Annotated in this window: 22 protein-coding genes; 3 read left to right on the top strand and 19 right to left on the bottom strand. The window is 59.3% G+C overall.

Going from position 1 to position 17,170, the window contains the following annotated elements; genetic code table 11:
- Nucleotides 1–135: 135 nt before the first annotated feature.
- The 5 genes from AC1DZE_RS06065 to AC1DZE_RS06085 all read right to left on the bottom strand — a co-directional run bounded on the left by AC1DZE_RS06065 (nucleotide 136) and on the right by AC1DZE_RS06085 (nucleotide 7,924).
- Nucleotides 136–2,541, bottom strand: coding sequence for a response regulator (locus AC1DZE_RS06065; RefSeq protein ID WP_477672248.1), 2,406 nt, complete (start codon nucleotides 2,539–2,541; stop codon nucleotides 136–138).
- The gene (locus AC1DZE_RS06070; protein WP_477699865.1) at nucleotides 2,538–3,833 is read right to left on the bottom strand and encodes a sensor histidine kinase; all 1,296 of its coding nucleotides are present in this window, start codon (nucleotides 3,831–3,833) and stop codon (nucleotides 2,538–2,540) included. The genes AC1DZE_RS06065 and AC1DZE_RS06070 overlap by 4 nt, the downstream gene beginning before the upstream one ends.
- The gene (locus AC1DZE_RS06075) at nucleotides 3,830–5,638 is read right to left on the bottom strand and encodes a DAHL domain-containing protein (protein WP_477668890.1); all 1,809 of its coding nucleotides are present in this window, start codon (nucleotides 5,636–5,638) and stop codon (nucleotides 3,830–3,832) included. Before AC1DZE_RS06075 ends, AC1DZE_RS06070 begins: the two co-directional genes overlap by 4 nt.
- Nucleotides 5,635–6,669, bottom strand: a complete 1,035-nt coding sequence (locus AC1DZE_RS06080) for a cytochrome-c peroxidase (RefSeq protein WP_477668891.1) — start codon at nucleotides 6,667–6,669, stop codon at nucleotides 5,635–5,637. Before AC1DZE_RS06080 ends, AC1DZE_RS06075 begins: the two co-directional genes overlap by 4 nt.
- Before the next feature lie 541 nt (nucleotides 6,670–7,210).
- Nucleotides 7,211–7,924, bottom strand: a complete 714-nt coding sequence (locus AC1DZE_RS06085; protein ID WP_477668892.1) for a DUF4197 domain-containing protein — start codon at nucleotides 7,922–7,924, stop codon at nucleotides 7,211–7,213.
- A 15-nt stretch (nucleotides 7,925–7,939) separates the two neighbouring features.
- Here AC1DZE_RS06085 and AC1DZE_RS06090 point away from each other — a divergent pair, with 15 nt between their 5' ends.
- Nucleotides 7,940–8,455: a TlpA disulfide reductase family protein gene (locus AC1DZE_RS06090; protein ID WP_457281630.1), complete on the top strand. Its 516-nt coding sequence runs from the start codon at nucleotides 7,940–7,942 to the stop codon at nucleotides 8,453–8,455.
- A gap of 211 nt (nucleotides 8,456–8,666) precedes the next feature.
- Here the strand turns inward: AC1DZE_RS06090 and AC1DZE_RS06095 are convergent, their stop codons facing one another.
- Entirely contained in the window at nucleotides 8,667–9,122 is a 456-nt protein-coding gene (locus tag AC1DZE_RS06095) for a c-type cytochrome (RefSeq protein WP_477668893.1), read from the bottom strand.
- Nucleotides 9,123–9,310: 188 nt separating this feature from the next.
- Here AC1DZE_RS06095 and AC1DZE_RS06100 point away from each other — a divergent pair, with 188 nt between their 5' ends.
- Both AC1DZE_RS06100 and AC1DZE_RS06105 read left to right on the top strand, forming a co-directional pair.
- Nucleotides 9,311–9,997: a cytochrome b/b6 domain-containing protein gene (locus AC1DZE_RS06100; RefSeq protein WP_477672245.1), complete on the top strand. Its 687-nt coding sequence runs from the start codon at nucleotides 9,311–9,313 to the stop codon at nucleotides 9,995–9,997.
- Nucleotides 9,998–10,078: 81 nt separating this feature from the next.
- Complete coding sequence (locus AC1DZE_RS06105) at nucleotides 10,079–10,567, top strand: GNAT family N-acetyltransferase (protein ID WP_477668895.1); 489 nt, start codon at nucleotides 10,079–10,081, stop codon at nucleotides 10,565–10,567.
- Between the two features lie 168 nt (nucleotides 10,568–10,735).
- Here the strand turns inward: AC1DZE_RS06105 and AC1DZE_RS06110 are convergent, their stop codons facing one another.
- From AC1DZE_RS06110 to AC1DZE_RS06170, 13 genes are all read right to left on the bottom strand, one after another.
- Nucleotides 10,736–11,242, bottom strand: a complete 507-nt coding sequence (locus AC1DZE_RS06110; protein ID WP_477672244.1) for a redoxin family protein — start codon at nucleotides 11,240–11,242, stop codon at nucleotides 10,736–10,738.
- 246 nt (nucleotides 11,243–11,488) lie between these two features.
- A complete protein-coding gene (rpsQ, locus tag AC1DZE_RS06115; RefSeq protein WP_457281635.1) occupies nucleotides 11,489–11,758 on the bottom strand; it encodes a 30S ribosomal protein S17 in 270 nt (89 codons plus the stop codon).
- A complete protein-coding gene (rpmC, locus tag AC1DZE_RS06120; RefSeq protein WP_431098894.1) occupies nucleotides 11,755–11,964 on the bottom strand; it encodes a 50S ribosomal protein L29 in 210 nt (69 codons plus the stop codon). The genes rpsQ and rpmC overlap by 4 nt, the downstream gene beginning before the upstream one ends.
- A gap of 12 nt (nucleotides 11,965–11,976) precedes the next feature.
- A complete protein-coding gene (gene rplP, locus AC1DZE_RS06125) occupies nucleotides 11,977–12,393 on the bottom strand; it encodes a 50S ribosomal protein L16 (RefSeq protein WP_122954483.1) in 417 nt (138 codons plus the stop codon).
- A 24-nt stretch (nucleotides 12,394–12,417) separates the two neighbouring features.
- Nucleotides 12,418–13,326, bottom strand: coding sequence for a 30S ribosomal protein S3 (gene rpsC, locus AC1DZE_RS06130; protein ID WP_457281636.1), 909 nt, complete (start codon nucleotides 13,324–13,326; stop codon nucleotides 12,418–12,420).
- A gap of 12 nt (nucleotides 13,327–13,338) precedes the next feature.
- The gene (rplV, locus tag AC1DZE_RS06135; RefSeq protein ID WP_007866508.1) at nucleotides 13,339–13,668 is read right to left on the bottom strand and encodes a 50S ribosomal protein L22; all 330 of its coding nucleotides are present in this window, start codon (nucleotides 13,666–13,668) and stop codon (nucleotides 13,339–13,341) included.
- A 10-nt stretch (nucleotides 13,669–13,678) separates the two neighbouring features.
- A complete protein-coding gene (rpsS, locus tag AC1DZE_RS06140; protein WP_007866503.1) occupies nucleotides 13,679–13,957 on the bottom strand; it encodes a 30S ribosomal protein S19 in 279 nt (92 codons plus the stop codon).
- Nucleotides 13,958–13,966: 9 nt separating this feature from the next.
- The gene (rplB, locus tag AC1DZE_RS06145) at nucleotides 13,967–14,791 is read right to left on the bottom strand and encodes a 50S ribosomal protein L2 (protein ID WP_011481232.1); all 825 of its coding nucleotides are present in this window, start codon (nucleotides 14,789–14,791) and stop codon (nucleotides 13,967–13,969) included.
- Nucleotides 14,791–15,126: a 50S ribosomal protein L23 gene (rplW, locus tag AC1DZE_RS06150; RefSeq protein WP_457281637.1), complete on the bottom strand. Its 336-nt coding sequence runs from the start codon at nucleotides 15,124–15,126 to the stop codon at nucleotides 14,791–14,793. The genes rplB and rplW overlap by 1 nt, the downstream gene beginning before the upstream one ends.
- A complete protein-coding gene (rplD, locus tag AC1DZE_RS06155) occupies nucleotides 15,123–15,743 on the bottom strand; it encodes a 50S ribosomal protein L4 (protein WP_011481230.1) in 621 nt (206 codons plus the stop codon). The genes rplW and rplD overlap by 4 nt, the downstream gene beginning before the upstream one ends.
- Nucleotides 15,743–16,426 carry a 50S ribosomal protein L3 gene (gene rplC / locus AC1DZE_RS06160; RefSeq protein WP_011481229.1) on the bottom strand — a complete coding sequence of 228 codons (684 nt, stop codon included), beginning with the start codon at nucleotides 16,424–16,426 and terminating at the stop codon, nucleotides 15,743–15,745. The genes rplD and rplC overlap by 1 nt, the downstream gene beginning before the upstream one ends.
- Nucleotides 16,427–16,643: 217 nt before the next feature.
- Complete coding sequence (gene rpsJ, locus AC1DZE_RS06165; RefSeq protein WP_007838118.1) at nucleotides 16,644–16,958, bottom strand: 30S ribosomal protein S10; 315 nt, start codon at nucleotides 16,956–16,958, stop codon at nucleotides 16,644–16,646.
- 25 nt (nucleotides 16,959–16,983) lie between these two features.
- On the bottom strand, nucleotides 16,984–17,170 hold a 187-nt coding region (locus AC1DZE_RS06170; protein WP_477699866.1), incomplete at its 5' end, for an EF-Tu C-terminal domain-related protein.

The following is a 17,170-nucleotide window of genomic DNA, read 5'->3' on the forward strand; positions in this document are numbered from 1 at the left end:
AGAGTCCAATGGCGTAACTAACAGGGGTATTCCACCAGCGGGGGCCGAGGGTCCGGCTTCGCCGGCCCCAGGCGCCGCCCCCTCGAGGGGGGAACAGGCTACACGCCAGTGAGCCTGGACGGGGGTGGATCTATTTCAGGCGCTTAGAGGTGGGTGAACCGTCCCCCACAGGCTTTCATCGAGCACCCGCTGCAGGGTGCGGATCAACTGCTCGTTGGAAGTGTGTGCCTTCACTAGTACCGCTTCTGCGCGCTGGCTTTGCTTCGGCTCCACATCGTGCGCAGAAAACACGACCACTGGCGGCACGATGTCCAGTGCTTCAATGGTGTCCAGCAGCCCCCAGCCCGAGCCGTCTTTCAACGTCAGGTCGAGCAGCACCAGGTCGTAGCGGCGGCGCGCAAGCTGGTCGCGTGCCTCGCGCAGCGTGGCGGCAAATTCGAAGGTGGCAAAGTCCTGGGCAATGGCGGCGGCAATGCGCTGTATGTCGAGGTCGTCCTCGACATGCAGAATGCGCGGCCGGCCTTCGGCCATGTTACCGATGGCACGGTGCAAACTGAGGATCAGGAGGTTCTCGTCGATGGGTTTTTCCAGCCATGTTGAAACCGCCAGCGGCTGGGTATTGAACTCGAGCTCGCCTTCTTCAGCATTTGCTGAAACCACCACGATCGGCAGGTCTTTCGTCGCCTCTTCGCGGCGCAGTGCCCGGATCAGGCTGATGCCGTCCTGGTCGGGCAGGTTCAGGTCGACCGTCATGGCAGCGTAGGGCATCAGCATGACTTGCTCCAGCGCCTGCCCTGCGCTGTGCACCATGTCCGAGTCAAAGCCGCCTTTATCAAGCATCAGGTTGATCAGGCGGGCAATGTCGGGATCGTCTTCGCAGACCAGGATGAGCGGCCTGGTCGCTGCGCCGGACCTGATGCTGGTCTGAATCGGCGCCGGCACCGCCTCGGGCAGCTCAAAGAAGAAAACAGTTCCGACGCCGGTTTCCGTCGTGAACCCGATTTGGCCGCCCATCCGCTCCACGATGGCACGCGAGATGTTCAGGCCCAGGCCCGTACCACCCATTTTTCGGGTGTCCGATGTGTCGGCTTGCGAGAATTTCTGAAAGATGCGCTTTCGGAACTCTTCGGGAATGCCGGGGCCGCTGTCGGCGACTTCCACCCGGACCCTGCCGCTCTTGCACAGCAGCCGGACTTCCACACGGGACTGGGCCGGCGCGAATTTCACGGCGTTGGACAACAGGTTGGTAATGACCTGGGTCAGCCTGTCGCTGTCGACGCTGACCCTTACCGCTTCTGCCGGGGCATCCAGAACCAGCTTGACGTTGTGCTGGCCTGCGAAGCCTTCGTTGGCCGTCAGGGCTTGCGTCAGCAAAGGTTGCAGTTCCATCTGCTGGAAGTCAAACCGCATTTTTCCGGATTCGATTTTTTCGCTGTCAAGAATGTCGTTGATCAACCTGATGAGCCGTTCGCAATTGTTGGTAGCGATGCCGACCAGGTTTTTGGCCATGGCCGGCAGCTCACCGGCCACGCCGCCGGCGATCAGGCCCAGTGAGCCGCGAATGGAGGTCAGCGGGGTGCGCAACTCATGACTGACGGTAGAGACAAACTCACTCTTCATGCGGTCAATGCGCTTGAGTTCGGTCACATCGGTGCCCAGCGAGAAGAAGCCGACAACCTTGCCTTCGTCCTCGTTTTCGCCGTAACGTGGAAAGTACTGCATGACGTAGTCGCGCAGCTGGCCATCCGACGTGGCCTGCGTGCGGTCGTATTGCGCCGCGTAACCAGCGAGCGCCTCTTCAATCTTGCCCCGCTCTTTTTCGTGGAGCTCGTCGCCCATCAGCTCACGCATGGTCTTGCCGTGGATCTGGCCGTGCTTCAGGCCAAGAACTTCTTCGTAGGCAAGGTTATGGAACTGAAAGCGCTGTTCGGCGTCGATATAGGCAATCAAGGCGGGCACGCTGTCCGTGATCTGGCGCAGTTGTGATTCGCTGTCATGCAAGGCGCGGGTGCGCTCCTGCACGGCCTCCTCCAGGCCGCTCACCTGCGCTGCCGCCTGCTGCGCCAGCTCCCATTTGGTGGTCAGCATTCTTGCCAGCTGGCTGACTTCAACCGGATCAAACGGTTTTTTCAGAATCAGGAGGCGATCCCGGGCCTCCAGCCGCGCGAACACATCTTCCCAGGCGTGGTCGGAGTAGGCGGTGCAGATGACGATCTGTACCTTTGGATCAACGCGCCAGAGCCGTTCGATGGTCTCCACACCATCCCAGCCCGGCGGCATGCGCATGTCCACAAAGGCCATGGCATAAGGCCGCCCGGCCCGAACGGATGCCTCGACCTTGTCCAGACCCTCACGTCCCTGGTAGGCCGAGTCCAGCTCAAAGCCATCATCGGACACCGGTGCGGCGTCGCCAAACAACAGGGCTTCGGCATCGTCCAGGTCATGCGCAACCGGCCTGGACGCAAGAATTTTCCGGAAGTCTTCGTGGATGGACGGCATGTCGTCGATCAGCAAAATGCGCCGGTTCTGCAGTTGAGTCATGGCTGGCTCCTGTGTTTTTTCGCATCAGCCGGGCTTTCATCGGGCGAGTGTTGCCGCACAGGCGATGGTATGGTGAAGAAAAATGTGGCACCTTGCCCCACCACCCCTTCGGCCCAGATACGACCGCCGTGACGGGAAATGATCCGGTGAGCGCTTGCCAGCCCGATTCCCATCCCTGCAAACTCACCCGGTGAATGCAGGCGCTGGAAGGTCCCGAACAATTTGTCCGCGTACGTCATGTCAAACCCGACGCCGTTATCACGGACAAAATAAACTGTACTTTCGTTGTCGGGGTGCTGCGCCCCAACCCAGATCTCGGGGGCAGTGGCATGGACGGTGAACTTCCATGCATTGGAAATAAGGTTTTCCATTACCTGGCACAGCAACGCGGAGTCACCCACAGCGACAAGGTTGGGCGTTATGTGGACTTTCACATCCCGCGCGGTATTGCGTTTCTGGCAGTCACCGCGCACGCGCTCGGCTATTGCCGTGAGGTCGACTGTCTCGATCTTCAGGTTGGTACGGGACACCTGGGCCAGCAGCAGAAGGCCATCCGTGAGCTCACCCATTTGCCTGACTCCCTCGCGTATCCGGCTCAGGTAATGCCTCGCGCGTTCCGCCGCATCACCGCTGACGGCCTTTTGCAGCAAATGGCTGAAGCCGTCAATCGAGTTCAGGGGAGAGCGCAAGTCATGCGCGAGCGAATACGAGAAGGCTTCGAGTTCCTTGTTGGACTGGCGCAAAGCCGCTTCGGTTGCCCTGAGATCCTGCACGGTATCTTCCAGGCTGCTCACCTGTGCTGCCGCGCGCCGCGCCAGCTCCCATTTGGCGGTCAGTGTTCTCGCGAGCTGGCTGACTTCGATCATGTCGAATGGCTTTTTGAGCACCAGCAGGCGGTCCTGCACGTCCAGCCGCGCCAGCACATTTTCCCAAGGGTGGTCGGAGTAGGCTGTGCAGATCACGATCTGCACATGCGGATCAACACGCCAAAGCCGCTCGATGGTCTCCACCCCGTCCCAGCCCGGCGGCATGCGCATGTCCACAAAAGCCATGGCATAGGGCCGCCCGGCCCGGATGGATTCCTCCACCTTGGCCACACCTTCGGCGCCCTGATAAGCGGAGTCCAGTTCAAAATCACCGTAGGAAATCTGCGTGACCTCACCAAACAACTCGGTTTCGGCAACGTCCAGATCACGCGCCACCGGTTTCGCCGCGAGGATTTTGCGAAAGTCCTCATGGATCGACAGCATGTCGTCGATCAGCAGGATGCGCTGGTTCTGTAGCTGCGTCATGATTTGGTCTGCGCGATATCCATTGGCAGCTCCAGTGTGAAGGTGGCCCCCAGACCCGGCCCGTCGCTGTGAGCGGAAAGTGTCCCGCCCATCTGGCTGACCGCCAGCGCGCAACTGTGCAAACCAAAGCCGTGGCCTGTTTTGCGCGTCGTAAATCCGTGCGAGAAAATCCGCGTGAGGTTTTCCGCCGGTATCCCCTCTCCCTTATCCATGACAGAGACCCGCAAGGTCGACTCGCCAACAGGCTCCACCCGCAATGTGATCTGGTGCGATGCGGCCGACATACCCGCCATGGCATTTTTGGCGTTGCTGATCAGGTTCACGAGAATCTGCAGCACCCGGGAACGGTCCAGCAGCGCTTCTGGCACCTGCGCGAACTCCTTCACCACAGTGACCCCGTGGCGCGCCAGTGAGACACCGTTCATTCGCAGGGCGTCCTCCACCAGGTCACAGATCTGCACCGGTTCAACAATGCTGCTCCCGCCTGCGTACGATTGCTGGGTGGCAACGACGTCCTTGATGTGGTCGATGCTTCTGGTGAGGAGTTCCAGCTCCTTGAGCATGCCCTGCTGCTCCTGCACCAGGGTCTGGGAGATCCCATTCAAATAGCCGGGCAGTATCTTGCCTTTCTCGTCGTGAACCAGAAAGTGGGCAAGGTCCGCGGCGTGCTCGTTCATCAGCTGCACGCCCCGGGAAAGCCCCTGCACCCTTGATTTGTGCAAGGTGCTGCCGATGAGGTCGGCCGAGACGTTGACGCTGTTGAGGATGTTGCCCACGTTGTGCAGCACATTGGTGGCGATCTCTGCCATGCCCGCCTGGCGCGCCGCGGTCATCAGCTCGCTTTGCGCCTGGCGCAGCTCCTGTGTCCGTTCCTGCACGCGCTGTTCAAGGTGCTCATTGGCCGCCTGGAGTTCCGTGTTGACGCGCCGGATCACGGCATGGCTGCGCAACACGTGAAGGGCTGCATACAGCAGCAGGGCCACCAGCACCGCAGAGAAAATCAGCAGGTAGCGGCCGTAGCGCTCGCCCTCCACCCCCGCGCGCTGCTGCTCGATCGTTGATGCATCGTTGGCCGCATCGAGCAATTTGGCGGTCGGTGCCGAAGAAATACCCGCGAGAAGTTCATTGACTGTTTTTTGTTCGCGCAGGATGGTCTGGACATGCGCGCGGAAGATCCCCAGCCTGTCGGAAATGCCCGGCGGAGTATGGCGCAGCTTGCCGTCAAGCCGGCCCAGTTCCTCTTCTATCTCGGCACCCTTTTCGTCGGTCGGGCTCTGGCTGTACAGCATGCTCGCGAGCAGCAGCCTGCTGACGTCAGACGAAATCTGCCGGAGCGCCAGCTCTGTGGTACCGCGGCCGGGCCCGAGCGACTGCTGGACATCTTCCGCTGCGGTGGGAAGAAAGGCCAGCGAGTTTCGCAGCACGGAGTTGTGCGACTTGAATTGCTCGATCAGGACGGCTTTGTCCTGCACGGCGCGTTCCAGCGACGCGAGCTTGTCCACCTGCCCGGATGCATCGTGCTTGTGGGCGTCGGTACCCGACTCGAGTTGTTCCATGAGCCGGGCCATCTCGCCCTGGTTATCGGCCAGCGCATCGTAGTGCGTGTTGATCCCGATCCTGGACTTCAGCACATCCAGCTCCCATTGCGCGTCCAGCTGCTTCAGGTGACGCAGCACGGCCATATCCTCAAAGTAGTGCGACTCGTCGAAGCTTTGGGTTTTGCTATACAGGAACACCAGGATGAACAGCAGCACGGCGGTGACCGCCGCCATAGGCGCCAGGGCAAGTTGATTCTTTTTTTTCACGGTTTGAAGTCCCGTTCGCCGGTGAGCGTATTGAGGAACTTGACGATGGATTCCTTGTCTTCCCTGGAGGCAACGCGTCCGAGCTGGTACCTGAACATGACATCGACGGCATCTTCCAGTGTCTTGGCCGAGGCATCGTGAAAATACGGCGCCGTCAGCGCGATGTTGCGCAGGCTCGGTACCTTGAAGACGTGCTTGTCGCTTTCCACCTTCGTGACGAGGTACCGGCCAAGATCGGCCTCCGTCGGGTTGCCACGCTTTGCGAAGTAGTCGCCCATGACGCCGAATTTCTGGAACATGTTGCCGCCCACGTTGACGCCCTGGTGGCAGGCGACGCACCCGTACTGCTTGAACTTGGCGTAGCCGACCTTCTCCGCGTCGGTAATGGCGTTGGCGTCACCACGCAAATATTTGTCGAAGCGTGAGTTGGGTGTGATCAGCGTCCGTTCGAATGTCGCGATGGCGTTCTGGATATTGGCTTTGGTCACGCCGTCTTTGTAGGCCGCACCAAACGCACTTTTGTATTTCGCGTCGTCCGCTATCTTGCGAACCACATCTTCCCACTTCGCCCCCATCTCGATCGGGTTCAGCATGACATGGTCTACCTGGGACTCCAGCGATTCGGCGCGGCCGTTCCAGAATTGCCTGAAATTGAGCGCCGCATTGAACACCGTCGGGGCATTGACACCGGTCAGTCCACCGTTAAGCCCGACGGAGCGGTCACGGCCGTCACCGCCGCCCTTGCTCAAATCATGGCAGCTGAAACAAGACACGCGCCCGTTTCCGGACAGGCGTGGATCGTGAAATAGCTGCCGCCCGATTTCGGCACGGGCCGGGTCCTGCTTCAGCGTGAGGGGGATTGGCTGGATGGGCTCATTGAGCAAGGGGGCCGCGAAGGCGGCATGAGAGGCGAACGTCAGCAGAGCCAGCAGCAACTTTAGCCGCTCACCCAATCCTGCAACCACCGAAACCGTGGCGGCAAAAGGGGCTCGGCTGGCGCCCCTGGGGCATGGATCGGGGTGCTCGTTCATGGCTCACCTCGTGGGTTTCGTGCGGGAGTGCGAAGCGCGAATCCGAACCGGACGCAACCCCGAAGCGTGAACCGCAAGGTTGCCACCCGCTGAGAAGCGGTGGCTGTCCGTCTTGATGATAAATCCATGTTTCGGCAATGTCCGGATTTGCTGACGTGGCGGCGCTTCATGCCGGCGTCCATCCGTTGCCCCCCAGCCACGGGACGAAGCCTGCATAACCCAGCTTGGCGGCTTGAGCGGCATTCTTCACATACCGTCGGTAATCCGCGGTATCTGCAGCCGCTCCAGACCGTTCGCTGCAACCTGATCAGAGCACGTTTATCGGCGGGGCTGTTAAGGCATTTCCCGCGTGGTCATATTTACCAGCCGCATGTAAGTAAATGCGTTTTTTCGGGGCCGCCCGACCCATGAAGACGCCGTCTCTGCTCCTGAACCAGATCCCGCTGCTCCGCCCTTGATGTCGCTCATTTTTTAATAGCTGCTTGCGCCCGCCCTATATAGGCTGGAAGCCAATTTCCGATGCAATATTTCAGAAAACCCGTTATTTCATGGATCCGAAGACCTTCTTGAGGATGGCGCTGCCCGTGCCTACCGGGTCTTGCCGGATCTTCTTTTCTTCCTCGCCGATGATCAGGTACAGGCCGTCCAGCGATTTGCCGGTCACGTACTGCTGGATGTTGGCGTCTTCTTTCTTGACCAGGCCAAAGCCGGCGGCCCTGCCGGCGAATTCGTTGTACTTGTTGGCCAGGCCGACTTTTTCGGTGGCTTTGGTCACCACGGGCAGAAACTTCACGCCCAGCGGGGTGCGGGTCTTCTCGGCAAAGAAAGTGGTCACCGAGGTTTCGCCACCCGTCAGGATGTTCTTGGCGTCATTCACATTCATGGTGCGTACCGCATTGACCAGCAGGTCCTTTCCCATGGGCACGGCAGCTTCAGCGGCCCGGTTGATGGACGTCACCAGTTCATCGATCCGCTTGCCCTGGCCGAAGTTTTTCAGCAATTTCGACGCATCTTCGAGATATCCGGGCAAGGGAATGCGAACTTTTGGGTTGCCGAGGAATCCATCTGTCTTGCCCAGCAGGGCGACGGCGGCGACAGCGCCCTTTTCAAGGGCTGTTTTCAGGCCGGCGCTGGCGTCGGCATTGCTGATGCCGGACAGGTCCCCGAGCGAGAGTGCGTGGGCCTGGTGGTAAGCGGCCAATATCAGTGCGCCCAACGCGCTGACGCCGGCCTGGTTAAAATTGCGACGTTGCATGATGAGGTCCTTCCAATGAAATTGACATCCCGCCTGACAGTATGCCGCACGGCACTGGCCGGTATTTTGGCTGTGGCGGCCCTTGCCTGCCTGCCGGGATGTGGCGGCGCCGAGGCCGCGCCGGAGTCGACCTTTGTGTTGCTGGACGGCAGCAAAAAAACCACCGCCGACCTCAAAGGCAAGGTCACCCTGGTCAATTTCTGGGCCACGAGCTGTGTGACCTGCGTGGCAGAAATGCCGAAGGTCATCTCGACCTACAACAAATACCAATCCCAAGGCTACGACACGCTGGCCGTGGCCATGAGCTACGACCCACCCAGCTATGTCGTCAATTACACGCAAACGCGCCAGCTGCCCTTCAAGGTGGCGATCGACAACACAGGCGCAGTGGCCAAAGCATGGGGCGATGTCCAGCTCACACCCACCACCTACTTGGTCAACAAGCGCGGCGAGATCGTCAAGCAGTACGTGGGTGAGCCCGACTTTGCGGCGCTGCACCAGCTGATCGAAAAACTTCTCAAAGAGACCTGATAAGCGTTCCCCGCCCGAAAAAAAGGCCTGTTTCAGCAATGAAACAGGCCTTTTGACCATATGGGACGGGCGCAACCAGCTATGAATTTAATAGCAGCACCCATGTCCACGATTTAGCCAGCAGGGGCCGCGGGTCTGGCTTCGCCGGGCGCAAGGCGCCTGTCCCCCTGAGGGGGAGAGGAAGCTACACGAAGTGAGCTTCAACAGAGGGCTACTGAGCCCGAAACGCGTCGTGGCAAGCCTTGCAACTGCCGGCCGTAGCCGTAAAGGCGGTCTTCAGGTTGTCAAGGTTGCCGGTCTTGGCTGCGGCGGCCAGCTTGGCGGTCTCTGCGACCAGCTTTTCGTGGCCTTCCTTGAACTTGGCTTGTTCAGCCCAGATTTCAGGCTTGGCCTTGGTATTGCCGCCTTTGTCGGTGCCAGGCCCAAAGCCAGCCCACGGGAGCTTGGCCATGTCGGCCACGATCTCGGCGTTTTCCGCAGCGACTTTGGCGTCGAAGGGGACACGGCCGTTGGCCATGGCGCCGACACGACCGAAATGCTGGCCCATGACAAACAACGCGCTTTGGCGATATTTGATGGCGTCTTCGGGTTTGGCAAACTGCGCGGAGGCCGGAGCAGCCATGGCCATTAAAGTGGCGGCTGCGGCGATACAGGCAAAAGCTTTCATGGGTTTCCTCGTAGGTTTTTTCTTAAGATGGGGCAATGGCAACACACTTTGCCTGTTGCCATAGGGCTGAGTTTAGCCAGACCAGATAAGTTCCGCAGGAACTTATGCGCTACGGGAAAGCACCAAGTGGCAGCGAGGCCGTATCAAGAGCACCGTTGCATACAACAATCACAAAACGAGGAGTGAGCATGTACACCAATAAAAATCTTCACAAGGTGCGCGTCTGGGATTTTCCCACGCGATTTTTTCACTGGGCGCTGGTGGCTTGTGTGCTTGGGCTGGCCATTACCGGCACCATCGGTGGCAACGCCATGGTCTGGCATTTCCGGTTTGGCTATACCGTGCTGGCCCTGCTGCTGTTTCGCATTGTCTGGGGCCTGGTGGGTGGGCGCTGGTCTCGCTTTGGGGCGTTCATCTATGCGCCCCAAAGTGTCATCAACTACCTCAAGGGCCAGGGCAAGCCCGAACACGGTGTGGGCCACAGCCCGATAGGCGCTGGTTCGGTGTTCGCCATGCTGGGATTTCTGGTGGCCCAGGTCGGCACGGGCCTGCTGAGCGACGATGAAATTGCCTTTGCCGGCCCGCTGACACGTTTTGTCTCCAACGCCACCGTCGGCCTGGCAACCAACTATCACAAGAACATTGGCAAGTGGGTGCTTCTGGCTTTGGTGGTATTGCACATCGCGGCCATCGTTTATTACCTGACCCGCAAGCACAACCTGGTCGGCGCCATGCTGCATGGTGACAAGGAGCTGGTGGTGCCGGCCCCGCCATCGCGGGACGACACGGTCTCGCGCCTGGCTGCGGCGCTGATCCTGGCGATTTGCGGCGGCGTGGCTTACTGGGTGTCTACACTGGCCGCGCCTGCATTTTGATGCCTCCGGCCGGGGCGTCCCGGGCCTGCTCTCCAGTTGCAAATCACGGTAAACTGGTTGTCGACTTCTCCCCGCCGATCCGTGCAACGCCCCTCCATCCAGTTCATCACGCCCGACACGCCGGCGCAGCTGGCCGCCACGCGCCTGATTTTTCGCGAGTATGCGGAGCAGCTGGGCATTGACCTGTGCTTCCAGAATTTTGAGGCCGAACTGGCCGAACTGCCCGGTGAGTACGATGACCCTGAGGGTGCGCTGCTGCTGGCCCTGGTCGACGGCGAAGTCGCCGGCTGTTGCGCGCTGCGGGCACTGGACTCGGTCGATTACCCGAATGCCGGGGAAATGAAGCGGCTGTATGTACGCCTGCCGTTTCGCCGCCTCGGTCTGGGCCGGCAGCTGGCGGAGGCGACTTTGGACGCGGCGCGCGTGGCGGGCTATTCCTCGGTGCTGCTGGACACGCTGGACGACATGGAATCGGCGCGCGCCCTGTATGCCGAGCTGGGATTCTCCGAGATACCGCCCTACTATCACAACCCGATCCCGGGCGCACACTATCTCAAGGTCGATTTTTAGGAAAAACATGCAGCAGGCCAATAGGATCTTGCGCAAGCAGCTATGTTATTGATAGCAATTAACTGGCCGACGTCAATCCGCCATCACCAGCAGAGCAAAAAAAAGCCGCTGACAAAGAGGCAGCGGCTTTGACAGACCCCCGTAAGGGCCAGGGGGGGGGCAGCGTGATCAGCCTTTGGCCTGCGCCAGCAACGTGGCGGCATCACTGACTTCAAACTTGCCTGGGCCTTCAACATTCATGCTGGCGACCTTTCCATCCTTGACCAGCATGGAGTAGCGGTTGCTGCGCAGGCCCATGCCGCGCGCCGTCAGGTCCAGCGTCAGGCCCGTGGCCTTGGCGAACTCTGCACTGCCATCGGCCAGCATGCGCACCTTGTCGCCGGTCTTCTGGTCGCGTGCCCAGGCGCCCATGACAAACGCATCGTTCACGCTCAGGCACCAGATCTCGTCAACACCTGCGGCCTTCAGTTCAGCGAACTTCTCTACGTAGCCGGGCACGTGCTTGGCCGAACAGGTGGGCGTGAACGCGCCAGGAAGTGCGAACAGCGCAATGGTCTTGCCAGCGGTGGCCTTGGCCACGTCGACCGGGTTGGGACCAATGCTGCAGCCATTGCCTTCAACTTCAGAAAATTCCATCAGCGTGGTGGCCGGAAGGGTGTCGCCTACTTTGATCATGGTGTGCTCCTCAAGAATGGATGGGTTGTGAATGAAGTGGGGAAATCAACCCCGAAGTGTAGTGCGGCGGCAGCAAGCGTGTGCTCACTGTGCAAAAGGCGGCGCGCACGTGAAGGTCATACTTCGAAAGCCCGGAGGGACGGCGGCACACCAGCGGCATCGCAGAAGGCACAAACAAAAACGGCCCACCGAAGTGAGCCATTTTTTTGAGCGTGACCGGAGTCAGCCTTAAGTTGAACTCAAGACTTAAACGACCGCAGCCTTTTCAACCAGACGGGTCACAACCCAGTTCTTGGTCTTGGAGATCGGGCGGCTTTCGGTGATCTCGATCACATCACCTGTGTGGTACTCGCCTTTTTCGTCATGGGCGTGGTACTTGCTGGACAGCGATACGATCTTGCCGTACAGCTCGTGCTTCACACGACGCTCAACCAGAACCGTGACGGTCTTGGCGCGCTTGTCGCTGACCACCTTGCCGATCAAGGTGCGCTTGAGGGATTTTTTAGCTTCCGTCATTTTTTGGCTCCTTGCTTGACGATGGTTTCGGCCAGGATAGTCTTGGCGCGAGCGATGCTGCGACGCGTGGAACGTAGCGTGGAAAGGTTGGTCAGTTGCTGCGTGGCTTTTTGCATGCGCAGGCCAAAGTGGGCTTTTTGCAGCTCTTTGACTTCGGTTTTCAGGCCGGCAACGTCTTTTTGGCGCAGTTCAGTAGATTTGGTCATTGTCATTTCCCCTTACTGGCCAATCATGCGGCTGACGAAGGTGGTGCGCAGCGGCAGCTTGGCGGATGCCAGGCGGAACGCTTCGCGGGCCAGCTCTTCAGGCACACCAACGATTTCAAAGACGATCTTGCCGGGCTGGATTTCAGCCACGTAGTACTCTGGGTTACCTTTACCGTTACCCATACGCACTTCAGCAGGCTTTTGGGAAATCGGCTTGTCCGGGAAGACACGGATCCAGATACGGCCGCCACGTTTGACGTGACGGGAAATCGCACGGCGTGCGGCTTCAATTTGACGGGCCGTCAGACGGCCACGGTCAGTGCATTTGAGACCGAAGTCACCGAACGCAACCGAGGAACCCCGGGTTGCGATGCCGGTGTTACGGCCTTTTTGCTCTTTGCGGTATTTTCTGCGAGCGGGTTGCAGCATTTTGATTCTCCGTTAATAGACCGATTACTCGGTCTTGGCACCGTCAGCTGCTGCAGCTGGCGCGGCTTTACGGACGCGCTTAACGGTGGTTTTCGGGGCTTCGCTACCAGGGGTAGCTTCAGCCGGCTTGTCGCTTCCATCTACCGGAGCGGTGTTGGTCGCACCGCGTGGTGCACGGGCACCGCGTGGAGCAGGACGGTCGGAACCAGGGCGATCGCCAGGACGGGCATCACGGCGTGGGCCGCGCGGCTTGCGTTCTTCGTCGGCCGGTGTTTCCACCATCTTGGCGCCTGGCGCATCGTTGCGGCCCAGCGTGTCGCCCTTGTAGACCCAGACCTTGACGCCGATCACACCATAGGTGGTCTTGGCTTCAGAGGTGCCGTAGTCGATGTCGGCGCGCAGGGTGTGAAGGGGCACGCGACCTTCGCGGTACCACTCGCAACGAGCAATTTCAATACCGTTGAGGCGGCCGGACGACATGATCTTGATGCCCAGGGCACCCAGACGCATGGCGTTTTGCATGGCGCGCTTCATCGCACGGCGGAACATGATGCGTTTTTCAAGCTGCTGCGTGATGCTGTCAGCGATGAGCTTGGCATCAATTTCAGGCTTGCGAACTTCTTCGATGTTCACGGCGACCGGCACGCCCAGCTGGCGGCTCAGTTCTTTCTTGAGGTTCTCGATGTCCTCGCCTTTTTTGCCGATCACGACGCCCGGACGTGCCGAGAAAATCGTGATGCGGGCATTCTTGGCGGGGCGCTCGATCAGAACGCGCGAAACCGCAGCGTTCTTGAGCTTGGCCTTCAGGTACTCGCGAACCTTGATGTCTTCAGCCAGCATGCCGGCGAAATCACGGTTGCTTGCGTACCAGCGGCTAGACCAGTTGCGGCTAACTGCAAGGCGAAACCCGGTTGGGTTGATTTTTTGTCCCATATCCTGCTGCCTTTAGTTGCCAACGACCACGTACACATGGCACGTGGGCTTGCTGATGCTGTTGCCGCGGCCTTTTGCGCGCGCGGAGAAACGCTTGAGCGTGGCACCTTGTTCGACGTAGATGGTTTTCACCTTCAGCTCGTCGATGTCGGCGCCATCGTTGTGTTCAGCGTTGGCGATGGCGGACTCCACAACCTTCTTGATGATTCCAGCAGCTTTTTTCTGCGTGAAATTCAGGATGTTGAGGGCTTGATCCACTTTCTTGCCGCGGATCAGGTCAGCGACCAGACGGCCCTTGTCGACCGACAGACGAACGCCCCGGAGGGTTGCACGTGTTTCCATGGTCTTTTCCTTACTTTCTCACAACTTTTTTATCAGCCGGATGACCTTTGAAAGTCCGGGTGAGTGCGAACTCGCCCAGCTTGTGGCCAACCATTTGATCGGTGATGTAGACAGGTACGTGCTGCTTGCCGTTGTGAACGGCGATGGTCAGGCCGATGAACTCGGGCAGGATCATGGAGCGACGCGACCAGGTCTTGATCGGCTTTTTGTCCTTGTTGGTAACGGCCTTGTCGGCTTTGGCTACCAAATGATGGTCGACAAACGGACCTTTTTTGAGTGAACGTGTCATGGGTTAGCCTTACTTCTTGCGACGCGAAACAATCATCACTTGCGTGCGCTTGTTGTTGCGGGTGCGGTAGCCCTTGGTCAGGTTACCCCATGGATCGACAGGATGACGGCCTTCGCCGGTCTTGCCTTCGCCACCGCCGTGCGGGTGGTCAACCGGGTTCATCACCACACCGCGAACGGTCGGGCGAATACCCATCCAGCGCTTCACACCGGCCTTGCCGAGACGGCGCAGGCTGTGTTCTTCGTTGGCGACTTCACCGATGGTGGCGCGGCATTCGATGTGGATCTTGCGAACTTCACCGGAGCGCATACGCACCTGGGCGTAGGTACCTTCGCGGGCCAACAAGGTTGCAGAGGTGCCGGCAGAGCGGGCGATTTGCGCGCCCTTGCCGATTTGCATCTCGATGCAGTGAATCGTCGAACCGACAGGAATATTGCGGATCGGCAGAGTGTTGCCGACGCGAATCGGCGCTTCCGAACCGCTGATCAGCGTGGCACCGACTTCAAGGCCGCGGGGGGCGATGATGTAGGTGCGCTCGCCGTCGGCGTAGCAGAGCAGAGCAATGTGGGCCGTGCGGTTGGGGTCGTACTCGATACGTTCGACCTTGGCCGGAATGGCGTCCTTGTTGCGCTTGAAGTCGACCACACGGTAGTGGTGCTTGTGACCACCGCCTTTGTGGCGAACCGTGATGTGCCCGTTGTTGTTACGGCCGGACTTCTGGAATTGTGGTTCCAGCAGCGGCGCGTAAGGCTCACCCTTGTGCAGGTGATCCCGGGAGATCTTCACCATCCCGCGCATGCCGGGGGAGGTGGGTTTCATTTTAATGACAGCCATTACGCAGACTCCCCACCGAGGTTGAGCTCTTGACCTGGCTTGAGCGTCACGTAGGCCTTGCGAATGTTGTCGCGGCGGCCCACGGATTTGCCAAAGCGCTTGGTCTTGCCTTTGATGTTGAGGACGGCAACCGACTGGACGTCCACCTTGAACATCAGCTGCACAGCAGCCTTGATTTCAAATTTGGTAGCGTCCTGCAGCACCTTGAAGGTCACGGCATTGGTCTTGTCCGCAATCATCGTCGCCTTTTCAGACACGATGGGAGCGACCAGGACCTGCATCAGGCGGCCTTCGTCGAATTTCAGTTTTGGAGAAGATGGGTTACGGGCGCTCATGCGAACATCTCCTTGAGTTGGTCCATGGCAGCCTTGGTGACCAGAACCTTCTTGTAGTGAACCAGCGACACCGGATCGGCGTAACGGGGCTCAACCACGAGGATGTTCACCAGATTGCGGGAAGCCAGGTACAGGTTTTCATCAACCACATCAGCGATGACCAGCACCGAGTTGAGGTTCATGGCCTTGAACTTGTCAGCCAGGACTTTCGTCTTGGGCGAATCCACAGCCAGCGAATCAACCACAGCCAGGCGGCCTTCGCGCGCCAGTTGCGAGAAGATCGACGCCATGCCGGCACGATACATCTTCTTGTTGATTTTCTGCGTGAAGTTTTCGTCAGGCATGTTCGGGAAGATACGACCGCCGCCGCGCCACAGTGGCGAAGACGTCATACCAGCACGTGCACGGCCAGTACCCTTTTGTTTAAAAGGCTTCTTGGTCGAGTGACGGACCTGCTCACGGTCCTTCTGGGCCCGGGTACCCTGGCGGGCGTTGGCCTGGAAGGCCACGACCACCTGGTGAATCAGGCTTTCGTTGTATTCGCGACCAAATACGGTATCAGGCACGTCCACTTTGGACGAGGCCAGACCTTGGTCATTCAGGAGTTCGACCTGCATCAGTTCGCTCCTTTAGCAGCGGTGGTGGGCTTGGCCTTGATCGCGGCGCGAACCGTGACAAAACCGCCTTTGGAACCAGGCACAGCGCCGCGAATCATCAGCAGCTGACGGGCTTCGTCGATGCGCACGATGTTCAGGTTTTGCGTGGTCACGGTGACATCACCCAGGTGGCCCGTCATGCGTTTACCAGGAAACACGCGACCGGGATCCTGCGCCATACCGATAGAGCCGGGAACGTTGTGCGAACGGCTGTTACCGTGCGACGCGCGCTGCGAGCTCATGTTGTGGCGCTTGATGGTACCGGCGTAGCCTTTACCAATGGAAGTGCCCTGCACGTCCACCAGCTGGCCAACAGCAAACACGTCGGCTGCGGGCACAACAGTACCGGCAGCGTATTTGCCTGCGACATCAGCCGTCACGCGGAATTCTTTCAGGATTTCACCAGCTTCAACGCCTGCTTTCGCAAGGTGGCCGGCGGCCGGCTTGGTCACGCGCGATGCTTTGCGTGCGCCAAATGCCACTTGGAGGGCATCGTAGCCGTCATTTGCTTCGGTTTTAACCTGGGTCACGCGGTTGTTCGATACGTCCACCACGGTGACAGGAACTGTGTCCCCATCATCCGTAAACAGACGCATCATGCCAACTTTGCGGCCCAGCAACCCGAGGGAGTTGCTCAGACTCATGATGTGTTCTTTCGTAACTTTCACCGCTGCGACTTCAATTGGCCACAGACGTTTTGATGTGAAAGACAGTTAATAAAACCGTCCAATCCACAAAGGCACGAAGCCAATATGTCAAAGGACAGCCCAAGAGTATAGCCCAGGCTGCCAAAAATGGCAAACCCGGGCTAAAACCTGTCGCTTTGGGACTCGGCTTGTGGCCGAAACCCCGATTTCTTGCTTATTGCAGCTTGATTTCGACGTCCACGCCGGCAGGCAGGTCGAGCTTCATCAGGGCGTCCACGGTTTTATCCGTAGGGTCCACGATGTCCATCAGACGCTGGTGCGTGCGGATTTCCAGCTGGTCGCGGCTCGTCTTGTTGACGTGGGGCGAACGCAGGATGTCGAAACGCTTCATGCGCGTTGGCAGGGGCACGGGGCCCTTGACAATCGCACCGGTGCGCTTGGCAGTGTCAACAATTTCAGCTGCCGACTGGTCGATCAGCTTGTAATCAAACGCCTTCAGGCGAATGCGGATTTTTTGCTTGGTGGCCATGGTAATTCCTTATGGTTTGCGGAAATTACGCAATGATTTTGGCAACGACGCCGGCGCCGACGGTCTTGCCGCCTTCGCGGATGGCAAAGCGCAGGCCTTCTTCCATGGCGATCGGGTTGATCAGCTTGACGGTGATCGACACGTTATCGCCTGGCATGACCATTTCCTTGCCTTCTGGCAACTCGATCGCACCGGTCACGTCCGTCGTGCGG

The sequence above is a fragment of the Polaromonas sp. P1_F1 genome, assembly GCF_056405795.1.